17 protein-coding genes are annotated in these 18,799 nt (G+C 70.7%); 16 read left to right on the forward strand and 1 reads right to left on the reverse strand.

Going from position 1 to position 18,799, the window contains the following annotated elements; all coding sequences use genetic code 11:
- Positions 1-24 precede the first annotated feature (24 nt).
- The 11 genes from AB0F10_RS34930 (at position 25) to AB0F10_RS34980 (ending at position 10,612) form a co-directional block, all read left to right on the forward strand.
- Positions 25-567, forward strand: coding sequence for a 2'-5' RNA ligase family protein (locus tag AB0F10_RS34930; RefSeq protein ID WP_360635212.1), 543 nt, complete (start codon positions 25-27; stop codon positions 565-567).
- A gap of 84 nt (positions 568-651) precedes the next feature.
- Complete coding sequence (locus AB0F10_RS34935) at positions 652-1,572, forward strand: YihY/virulence factor BrkB family protein (protein ID WP_360635174.1); 921 nt, start codon at positions 652-654, stop codon at positions 1,570-1,572.
- Positions 1,573-1,579: 7 nt separating this feature from the next.
- Entirely contained in the window at positions 1,580-1,966 is a 387-nt protein-coding gene (locus AB0F10_RS34940) for a hypothetical protein (RefSeq protein ID WP_360635177.1), read from the forward strand.
- A 23-nt stretch (positions 1,967-1,989) separates the two neighbouring features.
- A complete protein-coding gene (locus AB0F10_RS34945; protein ID WP_360635180.1) occupies positions 1,990-2,271 on the forward strand; it encodes an SCO4848 family membrane protein in 282 nt (93 codons plus the stop codon).
- Positions 2,272-2,466: 195 nt separating this feature from the next.
- Positions 2,467-3,567, forward strand: a complete 1,101-nt coding sequence (locus tag AB0F10_RS34950) for a BMP family ABC transporter substrate-binding protein (protein WP_360635183.1) — start codon at positions 2,467-2,469, stop codon at positions 3,565-3,567.
- 173 nt (positions 3,568-3,740) lie between these two features.
- On the forward strand, positions 3,741-5,282 hold the full coding sequence (locus AB0F10_RS34955; RefSeq protein WP_360635186.1) for an ABC transporter ATP-binding protein: 1,542 nt from the start codon (positions 3,741-3,743) through the stop codon (positions 5,280-5,282).
- Between the two features lie 128 nt (positions 5,283-5,410).
- Positions 5,411-6,613, forward strand: a complete 1,203-nt coding sequence (locus tag AB0F10_RS34960; protein WP_360635215.1) for an ABC transporter permease — start codon at positions 5,411-5,413, stop codon at positions 6,611-6,613.
- Positions 6,614-6,618: 5 nt separating this feature from the next.
- Positions 6,619-7,887, forward strand: a complete 1,269-nt coding sequence (locus AB0F10_RS34965; protein ID WP_360635189.1) for an ABC transporter permease — start codon at positions 6,619-6,621, stop codon at positions 7,885-7,887.
- A 53-nt stretch (positions 7,888-7,940) separates the two neighbouring features.
- Positions 7,941-8,654 carry a cytidine deaminase gene (locus AB0F10_RS34970; RefSeq protein WP_360635192.1) on the forward strand — a complete coding sequence of 238 codons (714 nt, stop codon included), beginning with the start codon at positions 7,941-7,943 and terminating at the stop codon, positions 8,652-8,654.
- The gene (locus AB0F10_RS34975; protein WP_360635195.1) at positions 8,651-9,928 is read left to right on the forward strand and encodes a thymidine phosphorylase; all 1,278 of its coding nucleotides are present in this window, start codon (positions 8,651-8,653) and stop codon (positions 9,926-9,928) included. Before AB0F10_RS34970 ends, AB0F10_RS34975 begins: the two co-directional genes overlap by 4 nt.
- 6 nt (positions 9,929-9,934) lie before the next feature.
- Entirely contained in the window at positions 9,935-10,612 is a 678-nt protein-coding gene (locus AB0F10_RS34980; RefSeq protein WP_360635199.1) for a DUF4272 domain-containing protein, read from the forward strand.
- Between the two features lie 47 nt (positions 10,613-10,659).
- Here AB0F10_RS34980 and AB0F10_RS34985 read toward each other — a convergent pair whose 3' ends face one another.
- Positions 10,660-11,469 (reverse strand): putative RNA methyltransferase, encoded by an 810-nt coding sequence (locus AB0F10_RS34985; RefSeq protein WP_360635202.1) that lies wholly within the window; start codon positions 11,467-11,469, stop codon positions 10,660-10,662.
- 26 nt (positions 11,470-11,495) lie between these two features.
- Here AB0F10_RS34985 and AB0F10_RS34990 point away from each other — a divergent pair, with 26 nt between their 5' ends.
- From AB0F10_RS34990 to AB0F10_RS35010, 5 genes are all read left to right on the forward strand, one after another.
- Entirely contained in the window at positions 11,496-12,563 is a 1,068-nt protein-coding gene (locus tag AB0F10_RS34990; RefSeq protein WP_360635206.1) for an adenosine deaminase, read from the forward strand.
- A 447-nt stretch (positions 12,564-13,010) separates the two neighbouring features.
- Positions 13,011-16,700, forward strand: coding sequence for a sensor histidine kinase (locus tag AB0F10_RS34995; protein WP_360635209.1), 3,690 nt, complete (start codon positions 13,011-13,013; stop codon positions 16,698-16,700).
- Positions 16,697-17,101 (forward strand): roadblock/LC7 domain-containing protein, encoded by a 405-nt coding sequence (locus AB0F10_RS35000; protein ID WP_014447580.1) that lies wholly within the window; start codon positions 16,697-16,699, stop codon positions 17,099-17,101. Before AB0F10_RS34995 ends, AB0F10_RS35000 begins: the two co-directional genes overlap by 4 nt.
- A 92-nt stretch (positions 17,102-17,193) precedes the next feature.
- Positions 17,194-17,568, forward strand: coding sequence for a DUF742 domain-containing protein (locus tag AB0F10_RS35005; RefSeq protein WP_125805172.1), 375 nt, complete (start codon positions 17,194-17,196; stop codon positions 17,566-17,568).
- Between the two features lies 1 nt (position 17,569).
- A complete protein-coding gene (locus AB0F10_RS35010; RefSeq protein WP_184998575.1) occupies positions 17,570-18,157 on the forward strand; it encodes an ATP/GTP-binding protein in 588 nt (195 codons plus the stop codon).
- The last annotated feature ends 642 nt before the right edge of the window (positions 18,158-18,799 follow it).

Consider the following 18,799-nt stretch of genomic DNA (forward strand, 5'->3'; position numbering starts at 1 on the left):
CTTCCTCAGCCCCTCGCGCGGGGCCTGACCCAGGTGGCCGAGAGCACGACGCGCATCGGCGTCGCGATCGACATCCCCGAGCCGTGGGGCTCGGAGCTGACCCGGCGGCGCGCCGAGGCGGGCGACCCGCAGGCCGCGTACACGCCGGCGCACGTCACGCTGCTCGGCCCGACCGAGATCCTCACCGAGTCGCTGCCCGCCGTCGAGAAGCATCTCGAGGCGGTGGCCTCGGCGCAGGAACCCTTCACCGTCCACCTGCGCGGCACCGGCACGTTCCGGCCGATCACCGAGGTCGTCTTCGTGACCCTGGCCGTCGGCATCAGCGAGTGTGAGCTGCTCGCCGGCGCCATCGCCGCGGGCGACGGGATCCACCGCGACGCCCGGTTCCCGTACCACCCGCACGTCACCGTCGCGCAGGACGTGCCCGGCGACGCCCTCGACGCGGTGTTCGAGGACCTCGCCGGCTTCTCCGCGCGCTTCCACGTCGGCTCGTTCACCCTCTTCTCGCACGGCGGCGAGGGCCCGTGGCAGCGCCGGCGGGACTATCCGCTCGGCGGCCTGCGTTAGCGAGCCGGGCCCGCGGGCGAAACCCCGGAAGACGCAGGCGGGCCTGCAACGACATCAACCGCTCCATTGGGTACGGTCGGCGGCGTGAACGCCATCGACCGGGCGTACGCGGCGGTCGAGGCCCGGATCCTGGCGCTTCGGCACCGCTCCCCGCAGTTCGACCATTTCTGCCGGGCCTGCCTGCGATACGACGCGGTGCTGGGCGGCCGGCTCGCGGCGGCTATCGCGTACTACGGCTTCTTCGCGGTGTTCGCGCTCGCCCTGATCGGCTACTCGGTCTTCGGATTCCTGATCACCTCGAACGTCGACCTGTTCGAGGTCGTGCAGGACTTCCTGGAGCAGAACCTGCCGTTCCTGGACGTGCAGGCCATCGTCGAGAGCGGGCGCACCGTCGGCATCGTCGGCATCCTCGGCTTGATCTTCACCGGCATCGGCTGGGTCGAGGCGATCCGCTCGTCGCAGCGGCTGATCTGGCGGCTCAACCAGCAGCCCGGCTACCTCGGCATCCGGCAGCTGGTCGACCTGCTGGTCCTGCTCGGGATCATCCTGCTGCTCGCGGTCTCCATCTTCGCCGTGTACGGCCTGGAGGAGGTGCTGGACTGGATCACCGGCGCCCAGGGCTCGATCCTGCGCTCCGCCGTCAGCCTGATCCTCACCGTGGCGATCAACATGGTGCTCGCGGCGGCGCTGCTGGCCGCGGTGCCGCGACTGCGGATGACGGCGCGCCGGATGCTCCCGCCGGTGCTGCAGGTCGGCATCGGCATCACCCTGCTGAACACGGTCGGCCGGTCGTTCGTCAACCTGGTCGAGCGCAACCCGGCGTACGCGCTGGTCGCCAGCGCCGTCGGCCTGCTGGTCTACCTCTACGTCTTCAACCAGTTGCTGCTCTTCGGCGCGTCCTGGGCGGCGACCAGCCCGCACGGCCGGGTGGTGGACCTCTCGGCAGACGATAAAACCGCCCCGGTGGGGCAAAATACCTGGATCCGCCACGACCGGCCGGAATGATGGGCCCGTGGGCACCCTCGTGACGCTGCACCTGCCGCCGGACTCCCCGGTCGCGGACCTGCCGTGGATCATCACCTTCGGCGCGCTTGACGACGAGGACTGGGCACCGCTGGTCTGCGGGCCGTACGAGCGGCCGCACGCCCTCGCGCTGGCCCAGGCCGTCGTCGCCGACGAGGACCTGATGGCGGTGGTCGAGCCGCTGCTGCCGCTCGCCGGTGTGGCGGCGATCCGCGACGAGATCGCGCTGGCCCGGGCCGGGCAGGACCCGGAACTCGACGCCGAGGACATCGACGCCGACGGGCCGCGGCGCACCAGCCCGGGACGCCCGCCGACCGAGGCGGAGGTGCGCGCGGGCTTCGAGCGCCTCGCGGCGAAGCTGACCGACGGCGGCTGAGCCCCGAAAGGCATACTGCTCCCGTGGTGCTCTCGCGACGGTGGTCGGCGTTTCTGGTGGCGGTCGGTGTCTGGACCTGGCTGATCTGGCCGCGGTTCGGCCTGGCGATCTGGAAGGACGACAGGTCCTTCGCCGGCGGCGACCCGACGTCGTTCCTCTGGGTGCACGCCCTGCTGATCGGCGCGTCGCTGGTCATCGGCACGACGGTCGGCGTGCTCGGCGTCCGGGCCTGGCGGCTGGCGGCCCCGGGTCCGCGCAAAGCCGAAGAAAGTGCCGCCGTCGGCGGGGCGGTACCGAAAGAATGACTGCGGGGTACCCCGATAACCGGGCAATTACCTCCCCACGGACGCTAAAGCGTCGTTCAGGCGCCGGCGCGGAGGCCTCCAGATAACGGTGCGCCAACAGTCCGGGCGGATTTCCTGCCGCCGCCCTGGCCTGCGGCTACGCTCCCGACCTGAGACGCACCGCGAGGTGTCGGTGCGCTGTGGAAGGAGGGCGTCTTGCGCCCAGTACGTGGGAAGCGAATCGTTGCGATTCTCGCGGCGGGTGGGCTCTCGCTCGCCGCCGCTGCCTGTGGCGACGCCCCTGATGAGACCCCGAGCGGCTCCGGAGCGAGTACCGCCGCGGCATATAAGGCCTGCATGGTCACCGACACCGGTGGCATTGACGACAAGTCGTTCAACGCCTCGGCGTGGGCCGGCATGCAGGCCGCGCAGAAGGCACAGAGCAACGTCGACCCGAAGTACGTCGCGTCGACGTCCGAGGCCGACTACGAGCCCAACCTGCGGCAGTTCGTCTCGCAGAAGTGCAACTTCATCCTCTCGGTCGGCGGCCTGATGGGCGACGCCACCAAGAAGGTCGCCCTGGAGAGCACCAGCCAGCAGTTCGGCATCGTGGACAGCGCCATCCCTGAGGCGAAGAACGTCTACCCGATGCAGTTCGCCACCGAGCAGGCCGCGTTCCTCGCGGGCTACGTGGCCGCGGGCTACTCCAAGTCGGGCAAGGTCGCCACCTACGGCGGCCTGAAGATCCCGCCGGTCACCGTCTTCATGGACGGCTTCGCCGACGGCGTCGCGCACTACAACAAGGTCAAGGGCAAGAACGTCGCCGTGCTCGGCTGGGACAAGGCCAAGCAGAACGGCACCTTCGCCGAGAACTTCGGTGACCAGAACAAGGGCAAGTCGATCACCAACACGTTCGTCGCCCAGGGCGCCGACGTGATCATGCCGGTGGCCGGCGGCACGGGCCTGGGCACCGCGGACGTCGCGAAGGCGTCCAACGGCAAGGTCTCGGTCATCTGGGTCGACCAGGATGGCTGCACCGGCGGCGCCGCGCAGTACTGCGAGGTCTTCCTGACCACGGTCGTCAAGAACATCACCGACGCCGTCGAGAAGGCCGTCGTGGACGGCGCGACCGGCAAGCCGCTCGCGGCGACCCCGGGCTACCTGGGCACCCTTGAGAACAACGGTGTCTCGATCGCGCCGTTCAACAAGTTCGACAGCAAGGTCGACGCCGGCCTCAAGGCCGAGGTCGAGAAGCTCAAGGCGGACATCATCTCGGGCACCGTCAAGGTCGAGTCGGCCAACGCGCCCAAGAAGTAATTCGCGGCTAGATCGAGCATTCCGGCCGCCGCGCGGTCGCGGGTTTACCCGCGGCTTGCGCGGCGGCTCTGCTCAGGCTGCTAACGTCCCCCCGTTGATCACCAGCCCCTCGTCTGCAGGAGATTCCGCTGAGACTCGAACTGCGCGGCATCACCAAGCGCTTCGGCGACCTGGTGGCCAACGACCACATCGACCTGACCGTCGAGCCCGGCGAGGTGCATGCCCTGCTCGGCGAGAACGGTGCCGGCAAGTCCACCCTGATGAACCAGCTCTACGGGCTGCTGCAGCCCGACGAGGGCGAGGTGCTCGTCGACGGCGAGGCGCGGACCTTCCGCAGCCCCCGCGACGCCATCGCCGCCGGCATCGGCATGGTCCACCAGCACTTCATGCTCGTGCCGGTCTTCACCGTCGCGGAGAACATCGCCCTCGGCGCGGAGCGGACCCGGGCCGGGTTCCTGGACCGCCGCCGGGCCCGGCGCGAGGTCATCGAGGTCTCCGAGCGTTACGGCCTGCCCGTCGACCCCGACGCCCTGGTCGAGAACCTGCCCGTCGGCGCACAGCAGCGCGTCGAGATCGTCAAGGCGCTGACCCGCGACGTCGACCTGCTCATCCTCGACGAGCCGACCGCGGTGCTGACTCCGCAGGAGACCGAGGAACTGCTCACGGTCATGCGCGGGCTCGCGGCCGCCGGCAAGTCGATCGTCTTCATCACCCACAAGCTCAAAGAGGTCAAGCAGATCGCCGACCGGATCACCGTGATCCGGCGCGGCCGGACCGTCGGCACCGCCTCCCCGCAGACGCCCGAGGACGAGCTCGCCGCGCTGATGGTCGGCCGCGCGGTCAGCCTCGAGGTCAGCAAGGCGCCGGCCGAGCCGGGCCGGGAGGTTCTCAAGATCTCCGGCCTGATCGTGGACGACGACCGCGGCGTGCGCGCCGTCGACGGCGTCGACCTGGTCGTGCGCGCCGGTGAGGTGCTCGGCATCGCCGGCGTCCAGGGCAACGGGCAGACCGAACTCGTCGAGGCCGTGATGGGCCTGCGCCCGCCGCGCGGCGGCGAGATCACGGTCGACAACGAGGACCTGACCAAGATCAGCACCAAGCAGATCCTGCGCTCCGGCATCGGCTACGTGCCCGAGGACCGCAGCCTCGACGGCGTGGTCAAGGAGTTCTCCGTCGCCGAGAACCTGGTGCTCGACCAGTACGACCGGGCGCCGTACGGCAACGCCTTCCGGCTCAACCCGGCCGCCGTCGCGGCGGCCGCGCGGGAGCGGGTCGAGCAGTTCGACATCCGTACGTCGTCGCCCGACGCGGCGGTGAGCACGCTGTCCGGGGGCAACCAGCAGAAGGTGGTCGTGGCCCGGGAGCTGTCCCGGCCGCTGCGGCTGTTCATCGCGTCGCAGCCGACCCGCGGCGTGGACGTGGGCTCGATCGAGTTCATCCACGGCCGGATCGTGCACGAGCGGGACGTCGGCACGGCCGTGCTGGTGGTCTCCAGCGAGCTCGACGAGGTCGTGGGGCTCGCCGACCGGATCGCGGTCATGTACCGGGGCAGGATCCTGGCGATCGTCTCCCCGGACACCCCGCGCGAGGAGATCGGCCTGCTGATGGCCGGCATCACCGATCCGGAGGCGGCCGTGCCCGCACCGGTTGCGGAGCCGGAACCGGCCGCGGAGGACACCGACGGCGACGGGGTTGCAGAGAAGGGGACCAAGTGACCACGGACGGACCGGTCGGCGCACCGCAGCCGCCTGCCGACGAGCCTGCCCCGGGGCCGGCCACGGACACCAAGGCCGCGCCCGCCGCCGCTCCCGGCAAGGAGAAGCCGGGCGGCGAAGACTCGTTCCTGAGTCACTTCCTGCACAATCTGTGGTCCGCCAACACGGTCACGGTGACGGTGCTCTCCATCGTCCTGGCGCTCCTCATCGGCGCGATCCTGATCATCGTCTCCGACCCGGCCGTGCTGGACACGTTCTCGTACCTGACCGCGCGGCCGGGCGACGCCATCTCCGCCAGCTGGACCGTCGTCACCGACGCGTACGCGGACCTGTTCAAGGGCGCGATCGTCGACCCGGCGGCCGTGACCGCCTGGCTGGAGGGCACCGGCACCTGGCAGCAGATGCTCTTCCCGATCTCGGAGACGCTGACCTACGCGGCCCCGCTGGTCTTCACCGGCCTCTCGGTGGCGCTGGCGTTCCGCGGCGGCCTGTTCAACATCGGCGGCCAGGGTCAGGCGATCCTCGGCACGGTCTTCGCCGCGATGGCCGGCTTCCTGCTGCCGCTGCCGCCGGTGATCCACCTGGTCGCGGCCCTGCTGGCCGGCCTGCTCGGCGGCGCGCTGTGGGGCTTCGTGCCGGGCATCCTCAAGGCCCGGACCGGCGCGCACGAGGTCATCGTCACGATCATGCTGAACTACACGGCCAGCCTGTTCCTGGGCTGGCTGATCCTGCAGAAGGGCATCCAGGCCACCGGCCGCAGCGACGCGATCAGCGAGCCGGTCGACTCCTCGGCCCAGCTGCCCGCGGTCGGCGGCGAGGTCCGGGTCAACCTGGGCATCGTGCTCGCGGTGCTGACCACGGCCGGGGTCGCCTGGCTGCTCAACCGCTCGGCGTTCGGCTTCGAGCTGCGGGCCGTCGGCGCCAACCCGGCCGCCGCGAAGACCGCCGGCATCAGCGTCGGCAGGACGTACACGCTGCTCATGGTCGCGGCCGGCGGCCTCGCCGGCCTCGGCGGCGCGACACAGGTCCTCGGCACGGCACACGCCATGACCACCCAGGTGGTCGGCAACATCGGCTTCGACGGCCTGCTCGTGGCGCTGCTCGGCCGCAACCGGCCGTGGGGCACGCTGCTGGCGGCGATCCTCTTCGGCGCGCTGCGCGCCGGCGGCAACCGGATGCAGTCGTATTCGGGCATCTCCTTGGAGCTGGTGACCGTGCTCCAGGCGCTGATCGTCATCTTCATCGCCGCGCCGGCCCTGGTGAAGGCGATCTTCCACCTGCGAGCCGCCCGCTCCGCGCGGCTCGGCGCATCGATGGCGAAGGGCTGGTGACCCCGGTGTCGACGGCGACAGTGGAAGAGCTGACGGAGGCCACGGCCCCGAAGCGGTTCTGGGACCGGCAGCGGCGGCTCGGTGTCGCCCTGGTGCTGCTCGGCCTGGTAGCGGTCGCGGGCTTCGGCTCGCTCGCACCGTCCAAGCCGGCGCGCTTCACCATCAGCGAGGACGCCAACGGTGCCGCGCTCGCCATCAACGGGCAGCTCGGCGCGCTCCTGTTCGGCCTGGTCGCGCTGGTCGCCGGCGTGGTCCTGCTGGCCGGCGTGGCCCGCAGGCAGCAGACGCTCGTGCTCAGCATCGGCATCCTCGGCTTCGTCCTGTCGTTCCTGTGCTGGCAGGTGGCGGGCAAGTTCCTGCCGCTGGTCGACACGGCGAGCGGCACGCTCCAGCTGGCGGTGCCGCTGCTGCTCGGCGCCCTCGCGGGCGTGCTGGGCGAGCGCTCCGGCGTGGTCAACGTGGCCATCGAGGGTCAGTTCCTGATGGGCGCGTTCGGCGCCGCCCTGGTCGGCACGATGGCGACGAGCGTCTGGCTGGGCCTGCTCAGCGCGGCGATCGGCGGCCTGATCATCGCGGCGATCCTGGCCGTGCTGGCGATCCGCTACCTGGTGGACCAGGTCGTGGTCGGCATCGTGCTCAACCTGCTCGCGGTGGGCATGACCGGCTTCCTGTACGAGCGGCTCATGCAGCCCGAGGCGCAGACGTACAACCAGCCGCCGCGGATGCCCGAGTGGAGCATTCCCGGCCTCGCCGACATCCCGGTCATCGGGCCGGTGCTGTTCAAGTCGAACCTGCTGGTCTGGCTCGCCCTGATCCTGGTCTTCGTGATCCACTTCGGGCTCAGCCGGACCCGCTGGGGCCTGCGGACCCGGGCGGTCGGCGAGCACCCGACGGCGGCCGACACGGTCGGCATCCGGGTGCGCGGCCTGCGGTACCTGAACGTGCTGGTCGGCGGCCTGATCGCGGGCGCGGGCGGCGCGTACTTCACGCTGGTGGCGACTGGCAGCTTCAACAAGAACATGACGGCGGGCGCGGGCTTCATCGCCCTCGCGGCGTTGATCTTCGGCCGCTGGACCCCGTTCGGCGCGCTTGGCGCGGCGCTGTTCTTCGGCTTCACCCAGAAGCTCGCGACGTATCTGAGCGTGGCGGGCAGTTCGGTGCCGAGCCAGTTCCTCAACATGCTGCCGTACCTCGCGACAATCGTGGCGGTGGCGGGCCTGGTCGGCCGGGTACGCGCACCCGCCGCGGACGGCCAGCCCTACGTGAAGAGCTAGCCGTTCAGGGGAGCCGCATCAGGCTGGATCGGTGGTGGTGCAGAATCGGCGGCATGGAGATCGACTGGCCCGCGCTGCGGGCCGCCGCAATCGAGGCCATGCGGCAGGCCTACGCCCCCTACTCCGACTTTCCGGTTGGGGTGGCCGGGCTGGTCGACGACGGGCGGGTGGTCGTCGGCTGCAACGTCGAGAACGCCTCGTACGGTGTCGGGCTCTGCGCCGAATGCGGGCTCGTCAGCTCGCTGCACGCCACCGGCGGGGGCCGGCTGATCGCGGTGTCCTGCGTCGACGCCAACGGCCTGCCGCTGATGCCCTGCGGGCGCTGCCGGCAGTTGCTCTACGAGCACGGCGGCGCCGAGTGCCTCGTCGAGGCGCTGCCCCGGCCGCTGACCATGGCCCAGCTGCTGCCGAACGCCTTCGGCCCCGACGACATCGACAAGGTCACCGGGCCGTCCGCGGTGCCGGCCGTGCCGCCGCAGCTGGCCAAGTGGCGCGGCCGCGGGACGGTCTTCGTGCACCCCGACCTCTCCGGCGGTGAGCAGGTCTGGACGGGCTACTGGGAGCGTTCCGCCGGCACCCCGGACGCGATCGACGCCGAGAAGGGCATCCTCGAGGAGGGGCCCATCTTCTCGACCGCCGCCGCGGCGGTGACGTGGGGACTCACCCGCACACCGAGGATCGTGGTGGTGGACGTCGACGGCGCCCTGTCCTGGGCCGGCGAGGGCGAACCGCCGGAGGGCATCGGCACCAGGTGGGAGCAGTCATGAGTGAGTTTGCGGCGGTCGACGTGATCCGGGCCAAACGGGACGGGCAGATCCTGTCCGACGCGCAGATCGACTGGGTCGTCGACGCCTACACGAAGGGCGTCGTCGCCGACGAGCAGATGTCCGCGCTCGCCATGGCCATCCTGCTGCGCGGGATGACGGCCGCGGAGATCGCCCGGTGGACCGCCGCGATGATCGCCAGCGGCGAGCGGCTGGACCTGTCCGCCGTGACCCGCCCGACGGTCGACAAGCACTCCACCGGCGGCGTCGGCGACAAGATCACGCTGCCGCTCACCCCGCTGGTCGCCGCCTGCGGCGCGGCGGTGCCGCAGCTGTCCGGGCGCGGCCTCGGGCACACCGGCGGCACCCTCGACAAGCTCGAGTCGATCCCCGGCTGGCGCGCCGCGCTGAGCAACGACGAGTTCGTCCGGCAGTTGCAGGACGTCGGCGCGGTCGTCTGCGCCGCCGGCGACGGCCTCGCCCCGGCCGACCGCAAGCTCTACGCGCTGCGCGACGTCACCGGCACCGTCGAGGCCATCCCGCTGATCGCCAGCTCGATCATGAGCAAGAAGATCGCCGAGGGCACCGGCGCGCTGGTGCTCGACGTCAAGGTCGGCACGGGCGCGTTCATGAAGGACGTCGGCATGGCCCGCGAGCTGGCCCGCACGATGGTCGAGCTGGGCACGGCGCACGGCGTGCGCACCGTTGCGCTGCTCACCGACATGAACACGCCGCTCGGGCTGGCCGTCGGCAACGCCATCGAGGTCGAGGAGTCCCTCGAGGTGCTGGCCGGCGGCGGCCCCGCCGACGTGGTCGAGCTGACCCTGGCCCTGGCCCGCGAGATGCTCGCCGCGGCCGGGCTGGACGGTGACCCGGCGAAGGCCCTCGAATCCGGGGCGGCGATGGACTCGTGGAGGGCCATGATCCGCGCGCAGGGCGGCGACCCGGACGCGCCGCTGCCCACCGCGCGGGAGACCGAGGTGCTCCGCGCGGGCACCCACGGCGTGATCGAGAGCATCGACGCGCTCGACATCGGCCTGGCCGCCTGGCGGCTCGGCGCCGGCCGGGCGCGCAAGGAGGATCCGGTCAGCTTCGGCGCGGGCATCATGCTCAAGGTCCGGCCCGGCGACACCGTCCGCGCCGGGGATCCGCTGCTCGAGCTCCGTACCGATGACGGGTCCCGGATCTCCGCCGCGCTGGCGGCGGCCGACGGCGCGATCCGGATCGGACAGGGCGCGCCCACCCCTACGCCTTTGCTCATCGACCGCATAGCCTGAGCGGTCATGAAGGCCGCCCCCGATCCCCGAGCGGTGCGCGACGCCAGCCTGGACGAGCTCGAGCGGCTCGGACTGCCGCTGCCGCCACCGGCTTTCCCGCTGGTCTGGGAGCCGGGCGACGGCGTGACGCTGCGCACCACCGGGGAGATCGAGGCCCGGGCCGCGGTGCTGCACGTGGTGGTGGCGCGCTGCTTCGGCATGCCGACCGAGGCGGCCATGAGCTGGCTGCTGGGCTCGCACCTGGTGGATTTCGTCACGCCGCCGGAGTGGCAGTTCGTGGCCGGCGGCAAGGGCGACCACCGGTCGTTCGTGCTGCACCACGAGGCGGTCTTCGCGCTGGCGTGGCTGCTCGGCCTGAGCCGGCACCTCGACCCGACGGCGCCGCCGGAGGACCGGCTCATGCAGCAGATGCCGGACCTGCCGGCGGGGGAGTCGTTCGACCAGTGGCGGTCGCGGTCGCTGGTCGCGCCCCGGGACGCGATCGAGGCGGCCGTGCTGCTGGATCTCTACTACTGCCTGGACTGGGCCTTTCAGGAGGCGGACAAGGCCGGGGCGCCGGTGCCGGGCGAGGTGGACGGCAACGCCATCGGCCAGCGCAGGTGGGGCCTGGAGTGGGCGGTCGTGTTTTCCGGGCCCTACCACGAGGCGCCGCCGGGATGGGAAGAAGTCGATCTCTCGGTGTGACCGGTCGCTGCGCTTCCCTGCCGGCTGCGTGAGTGGCCGACGCCCGGCTACGCCGGGGCGTAGAGAGTCAGATCCACCGCGGCCGTCACCGTGATGTCCGAGGCCTCGATCTCCTTGATCGAGAGGTGGCGTGCGCTCGGTGTCATGCCGATCAGGGTTCGGGTCTCCGCTGCGGTCAGACGCATCCGGTGCCGCAGGGTGGTGGTGCCCCGGGCGTGGAAGTCGGCGCCGAGGGTGTCGGCGACGCGGGCCGGCTTGGCCGGGTCGACGCCGATCAGGCCGTAGGCGTCCACCAGCTCCGCCAGGTGGTCCTGGGCGGGGGTGACCACCAGGAGCAGGCCGTCCGAGTGCAGGACGCGGCGATACTCCGGGCCGTTTCGCGGGGCGAACACATTGATCAGCACCGAGACGCAGGCGTCCTGAAGGGGTAGCGGCCGCCAGAGGTCGGCCAGGGCGGCGCCGGCCCGGGGGTGCGCGCGGGCCGCCCGGCGCAGTGCGGGCTTGGAGACGTCGAGACCCAGCCCCTGCGCGTCGGGCGCGGCGTCCAGCACGCGGGCGAGGTAGTGGCCGGTGCCCGTTCCGGCGTCGAGGACCAGGCCGTCGTCCGGGCGTACCGTCTCGGACAGCGCGTTCGCGATGAAGTCGTAGTGGCCCTCCGCCAGGAAGGCCTCGCGGTCCTCGATCATCTCTGCCGTGTCGCCCGAATGGGGCGCCCGGCCCGCCGTGAGGCTCACATAGCCCTGCCGCGCGATGTCGAAGTTGTGCGCGCGGGGGCAGCGCAGCGCCCGATCGCCGGCCCGTTCCAGCGTCTCGCCGCACACCGGACACCGCAGGTACGGCAATGCTCCGTCGATCATTCGCTGCTTCCTACTAGCATCTGGTGATGGTCGCCATCTCCCACGCCGACATCGTCCAGGCCCCGAAAGCGCTGCTGCACGACCACCTCGACGGTGGGCTGCGGCCCGCGACGATCGTGGAACTCGCCGCCAAGGCCGGGCATCGACTCCCCGAGACCGATCCGGAGCGGCTGGGGCAGTGGTTCGTGGCCGCCGCCGACTCGGGTTCGCTGGAACGCTACCTGGAGACGTTCGCGCACACCGTCGCCGTGATGCAGACCGAGGAGGGCCTGCACCGGGTCGCCCGGGAGTGCGCCCTCGACCTCGCCGCCGACGGCGTCGTCTACGCCGAGATCCGCTACGCGCCCGAGCAGCACCTGGAGCGCGGACTGAGCCTGGACGCGGTGGTCGAGGCGGTGCACGCGGGCTTCCGGGACGGCTGCGCCGAGGCGGCCGCGCAGGGCAACCAGATCCGGATCGGCACGCTGCTGACCGCGATGCGGCACGCCGCCCGGTCACAGGAGATCGCCGAACTGGCCGTGCGGTGCCGCGACACCGGGGTGGTGGGCTTCGACATCGCCGGCGCGGAGGCGGGCTTCCCGCCCACCCGGCACCTCGACGCCTTCGAGTATCTGCAGCGGGAGAACTTCCACTTCACCATCCACGCCGGCGAGGCGTTCGGGCTGCCGTCGATCTGGCAGGCCATCCAGTGGTGCGGCGCCGACCGGCTGGGGCACGGCGTGCGGATCGTGGACGACATCACCGGCACGAGCCTGGGCCGGCTGTCGTCGTACGTGCGGGACAAGCGCATCCCGCTCGAGCTGTGCCCGTCGTCGAACGTGCAGACCGGCGCGGCGCCCTCGATCGCCGAGCACCCGATCGGGCTGCTGCACGACCTCCGCTTCCGGGTCACGGTCAACACCGACAACCGCCTGATGAGCGGCACCTCGATGTCGAAGGAGATGGCGCTGCTCGTCGAGGCCTTCGGCTGGGGCTGGAGTGAGCTGCAGTGGCTCACGATCAACGCGATGAAGTCGGCGTTCATCCCGTACGACGAGCGACTGGCGATCATCACCGACGTGATCAAGCCGACGTACGCGAAGTTATTGGCCTGAAGTCCGCTTTAAGGCGGCATTGGGGACACGTCCGTACCTTCGTCTCATGAAACTGGCGATTCGGTCAGCCGCCTCATCCTTTCGGTCAGATTGCTAGCTCAAACACTGCACAATCCGGCATCTTGCCTTGCCGTTGGCCCAACGGCGAGCCATCGTCTGTCCTGCCGCGATTGATGGTGGATCGGGCCGGAGCGGCGTGTGCGGGATCCCCGTGGCGCCGCCCGGGGCGAGTGACTTTAAGAGACGTACCCATGTACGAGCAGTGATGACCGACCGGCGATGTCCAACTCTTCGGACTCAACATCGCATCACACAAACGGTCCGGGTCAGGCTGCTCTTTCTCTTTGACACTCGTCGTGATGGAATCTCGGGGGCCCGACCGGTGAGTCGGCCGTGTGCGGTGCCCGGCGATCCGAATGCCCGGGTCCGAAACAGGAGGACGGTGACGTGAGCAAGCGCCCCAAGACGGCGAACGCTGTCATGTCGCGTCTCCGCCGGCCGGCCGGCCGGCTGCGGGATCTGCCGATTTGGTCGAAGCTCGGGCTCATCATGCTCGTGCCCACCCTGGCGACGGTCATCGTCGGCACCAGCGGCCTGATCGACCACATCAACGAGGCCAACGACGCCGAGCGTGCACGCACCCTTTCGGTGCTGTCGCAGGCGGCCGGTGGACTCGTCGATCACCTGCAGAGCGAACGTGCCTACGGCGTGATGATCGCGACCACCCAGAAGGGATCAGCTGGGCGGACGGCTGCAGCTCTCGGCTACAAGCGTGAGCACCCAAAGGTGGACCAGGCCAAGCTGCCCTACTCGCAGCAGAAGGCGGCCCTCGACGAGGTGCCCTACCAGGTCTCCGTACTGCTCCTGCGCCTCGACCGCAACCTCGAGGACCTGCCCGCGATCAGGACCAAGACGGCCAACATCGACGGCACGAAGTCCAACTTCGCGCTGAAGGACGTCGAGGAGAACTACGACAACCTGATCGGCGACCTCCTCAGCGTGCGTGAGGCCTCGGCGCAGCTCGCCCAGGACACCAACCTGAGCGACCGCCTCCGAGTGGTCGCCGCGGTCGCCCGGGGCAAGGAGTTCATCTCCGAGCAGCGCGACGTCGGCCTCAAGGTAATCGGCGCGGGCAACTTCACCCCGAGCCTGCGGCGCGACATGCTGGAAACCGACACCGGCTACGACATCGCCCTCGCGTCGATGAAGCAGGTCGCGACCGCCGACGAGATGGCCCTGTTCAACCGGGTCGTCGACGGCCCGGCCGAGCGCGCCGCCACCAACCTGACCGTTCCGCTGCAGGGACTCAGCCCGGACAACTCCCGGGCCATCGAGTTCAACACCGAGCAGTGGGAAACCGCGCTGATCGGCTACAACGACCTGTTCCGCAGCGTCGAGATCAGGCTCGACAAGCAGATCGTGGCGCAGGCAACCAACCTCCGCGACACCGTGCAGACCCGGGTCTTCATCGAGACCAGCATCCTGCTCGGCATGCTCCTGCTGGCCATCACCTTCGCCTGGTTGATCGCCCGCTCGATGGCCCGCTCCCTGCGTGAACTGCGCCAGGGTGCGCTCAACGTCGCCCAGTTCGGCCTGCCCCAGGCGGTCGAGCGGCTGCGTGATCCGGCGCTGACCGGCTCGCTGACCCCGGCCCAGGTGGCCGACCAGGTCGCCGAGCCGCTGCCGGTGCGCAGCCGGGACGAGTTCGGGCAGGTGACCGAGGCCTTCAACGCGGTTCACCTCGAGGCCGTCCGCACCGCCGCCGAGCAGGCCGCCCTGCGGTCCTCCGTCGCGACGATGTTCGTCAACCTCGCCCGTCGTTCGCAGATCCTGGTCGACCGGCTCATCGGCCACCTCGACCGGCTGGAGCGCGGCGAGGAAGACCCGGACCGGCTGGCCGAGCTCTTCCAGCTCGACCACCTGGCCACCCGAATGCGCCGAAACGACGAAAACCTCCTGGTTCTCGCCGGCGCCGACTCGACCCGTGTGCAGCGGGAGCCCGCCGCACTGATCGACGTGCTCCGCGCCGCGCAGTCCGAGGTCGAGCACTACACGCGCATCGAGTTCGGCATGATCGACCGGGACATCGAGGTGTCCGCTCACGCGGTCAACGACATGGTCCACCTGGTCGCCGAGCTCTTCGACAACGCGACCGCGTTCTCCCCGCCGAACTCGCACGTCATCGTCGAGGCCCGGCGCCTCGGTGACGGCGCGGTGCTCTCGGTCGAGGACCGTGGCATCGGCATCAGCCGCGAGCAGCTGCGTGACCTCAACGATCGGCTGGCCCGGCCGCCGATGGTGGACGTCGCCGTCTCCCGCATGATGGGCCTGGTCGTGGTCGCCCGCCTGGCGAACAGGCACGGCGTCAAGGTCGAGCTCCGCCCGGCCGACACCGAGCGCGGCACGGTCGCCGACGTCGGCCTGCCGGTCAGCGTGATGGTCTCGTCGTCGATGGCCGCCCGCCTGACGTCCGGCTCCACCTACCCGCCGTACGGCCAGGAGCAGCAGCCGCGTCAGTTCGCCGAGCCTCCGCTGGCTCTCGAGAGCGGCTCCAACGGCCACGGCGGCTACCCGGCCGGCCGTCCGTTCGACCCGAACCCGCCGATGCCCGGCGGCGGCATGCTCGGCGCCGGTGGCAACCGTTCGGTGCCCGCCTGGTCCGACCTGACCGGCGCGCCCTCGAACGGCTTCGAGCCCAACGGCAACGGCAACGGCAACGGCTTCGGCGGCGGCCCCAACGGCTTCAGCAACGGGGCCAACGGTTACCACGGCCCGCGCAGCAACGAGCCGATCCCGCCGCTGCCGCAGTCTCAGGCGCCGTCCGGCCCGCAGGGCTTCGCCGGTCCCGACGGTCTGCCGCAGCGCCGCAACGACGGTGGCCCGGCCCAGGACACCGGCCAGTACGGTCACACGATCCCGCGTCAGCTGCCGGCTCACCCGGAGACGCAGGGCCGCACCCCGTTCGTGCCGCCGGTGTCGGCGCCCCCGGTTCCGCCGGTCTCCGCACCGCCGGTGCCGTCCGCGCCGCCGTACGGTGGCGGCCAGGTGTCGTCGCCCGACCAGAACCGGCCCTACTCGGCGCCGCCGGTGCCGCAGTCGGCCGCCTCGGCCCCGCCGGCCTGGCCGCCGGTCACCGCCGAACGCGAGTCGGGCAACACGCCGCACGTTCCGGAGAGCCTCGCGGCCGCCCTGGACATGACGGCCGAGCTGCCGCGCTACCGTTCGGATCGGGGCACCGCCGGCTCGCAGCCGCAGGTGGCCCGCCCGACGAACCCGCAGAACGCGACGCCGCAGACCGAGGCGGAGCGGTCCGCCGCGGCCGCCGCGGCGGCACACGAGGCGGCGGAAGCGCAGGCAGCAGCCGCTCAGGCGACCGCCGCCGCGCAGATCGCCGCAGCACAGGCCGCCGCCCGTCAGCGTGCGGCCGGCGACTCGAAGGCGCAGTTCGCCGACGAGACGATGGAGCTGCCGATCTTCCGGGAGCTCGAGTCGGCCTGGTTCACGACCGCTCGGCCCAACGAGCCGGCCAAGCAGCAGGCACCCGCCAAGCAGCAGGCACCCGCGAAACAGCAGGCGTCCGCCAAGCAGCAGGCCGTCGCGCCGAAGTCGGCGCCGCCCGCCGCACCGAGGTCGGCACCGCCCGCCGACGCCGAGTCGGTGGTCACCACGCAGCGCTTCTCCACCGGCGAGCCGTCCCGCTCGGTGCCGCAGCAGGCGGTCTCCCCGGAGAAGCTGAACGGCGATCCCTCGTTCCAGCGCGAGTCGGCCCGTGATCGGGACCCGGCAACGGTGGGGGCGGGTTCGTCCAACGGCTCGGCCAACGGCAACGGGTCCAGCCCGTGGCAGACCGCTGCCGACGACGGCTGGCAGGCGGCCCGCAAGGCCGCCGAGATGCCGGTCGACACGACGACGACGGCCGGTCTTCCGCGCCGTACACCGATGGCACAGCTCGTCCCGGGTGGTGTCGACCGGGCCGAGACCTCCGTTCAACGCCGTACCCCCGAAGCGGTTCGCGGACTACTCTCCGCTTATCACCGTGGTGTGCAGCGGGGTCGTACGAAGGAAAATTCGACCAACTCGGAGGAGACTCCGAGAGGGCAGCAGTCCTCGCAGGCTGGCAAGGAGCATGAAGCATGACAAGTACGCAGGATCTTGGTTGGCTGCTTGCCAACTTTGCCGACCGCGTTCCCGGGGTGGCGCACGCAATCGCGGTCTCCGCCGACGGTCTGCTTCTCGCGGCCTCGCGGGACCTGCCGCGGGACCGCGCGGACCAGCTGGCGGCCATCGCCTCCGGCCTGGTCAGCCTGACCCAGGGCGCTGCACGTTGCTTCGAGGGCGGCGCGGTGCTGCAGACGGTCGTCGAGATGGACAACGGGTTCCTTTTCCTGATGTCGATCTCCGACGGTTCGTCGTTCGCAGTGCTCGCGGCCCGCAGCTGTGACGTCGGTCAGGTGGGCTACGAGATGGCGCTCCTGGTCGACCGGGTCGGCGAGGCGCTCACTCCCGCGCCGCGCTCCGCGGCCGGAGTGCTCGGCTGAACGGATGGTTTGCCGGCCCCGTCCGGCATCTGTCCAAAAGCTTGACGACAAGAGACACTTCTATGGGCCAAGGGATGGGGTGAGCGGTGACGTTGCCCGAACGCGATGAGCCGACCGGCGCGCTGGTAAGACCGTACGCCGTGACCCGTGGCCGAACCCGGCCGAAGCTGGAAATAGCGCTGGAAGCGCTCGTCGAGACCACCGTTCGTGGCCGCTCCACCGGAGCGGGCAGGGGCGGGAGCGAACACCAGTACATCGCGGCGATGTGCGACGGCGGCAGAGTTCAGTCGCTGGCCGAGATCGCCGCACGCATGCAACTACCGCTCGGGGTGGCTCGAGTGATCGTCGCAGACATGGCCACCGATGGTCTTGTCGCGGTGTACGAGCCGACATCTCTTGAGGATGAGACCGATGCGGTGGGTACGGAACTGCTGGAAAGGGTGCTGAGTGGACTTCGCAGGCTCTGACATGTCGCGCCGGCCGGCCGCCGGGCGTGTGACATCGGCGAAGATTGTCATCGCCGGTGGCTTCGGTGTCGGTAAGACGACGCTGGTGGGGTCGGTCTCTGAGATCACCCCGCTGACCACTGAGGCGATCATGACCTCCGCTGGTGTGGGTGTCGACGATAACCGGCAGGTGCCGGGGAAGACGACCACCACGGTGGCAATGGACTTCGGCCGTATCAGCATCGACCGGGATCTGATCCTGTATCTGTTCGGCACGCCTGGCCAGACGCGTTTCTGGTTCATGTGGGACGAGCTGGTCCGGGGCGCCATCGGTGCGGTGGTCATGGTGGACACGCGTCGGCTCGCCGACTGCTTCGCCGCCATAGACTTCTTCGAACATCGCCGGTTGCCATACCTGGTCGCCATAAACTGCTTCGACGGTATGCAGTACCACAACGCGCAGGACGTTCGCGACGCGCTCGCGATCTCCAGCGACGTGCCCGTGGTGAGCTGCGACGCCCGTAACCGTGAGTCGACGAAGAACGTACTCATCTCGCTTGTCGAGTACGTCCTTACGATGCGTCGCTCGCGTGCGGTAGCGCCGGCCTGACAGGCTGCTGAAAGTCCCGCTCTGTCGACAGAGCGGGACTTTTGCATGCCCGGAGAATGTCCGCGTGCAGCCCAGGTTCAGGCGCTGCCCGCGACTCGATCGACTTGATCGCCGCCCGGCGCAGCGCGCTGGGCTCTGCGGCCCGTGCACCGGCAACAGAAACCGAATCCTTACTTAGCGTCACAACGCGAGGGCCCGGGGATCCTCATCGAGGAACCGGTCATGGCCGTAGCCGACGGACTCGTCCGGCTGATGCCGGAGTCGCCGCCGGCCCTCAGCGCGCTGGAAGGCATCGCCTTCGACCTGGGCGAGATGGTGGCCGGATGAACCTGTTGCGTTCCTCGACGCTCTGGACCGCCTCGCCGCCGAGGATGCCGCCCGTGCCGCCTGGATCCTGAGCTGCCCGGCTCGCTAGGGCCGGCGGACCCGGGAGGGTGACAACGGCGGCAGAGCAGTCCAGCCGGCCGGTCGGAATGCCCGCGCCGACCGCATGGGCGCCGTTGACACGCGTCCGGGCTGATGCGTGTCGGCCCGATTCGGGCCGCGAGCGCCGCAAGCCCCGCGCGCCGCAAGCCCCGCGCGCCGCAAGCCCCGCGCGCCGCAAGCCCCGCGCGCCGCAAGCCCCGCGCGCCGCAAGCCCCG

The sequence above is a fragment of the Actinoplanes sp. NPDC026623 genome (assembly GCF_040638275.1).
In the GTDB taxonomy this organism is placed as follows: domain Bacteria; phylum Actinomycetota; class Actinomycetes; order Mycobacteriales; family Micromonosporaceae; genus Actinoplanes.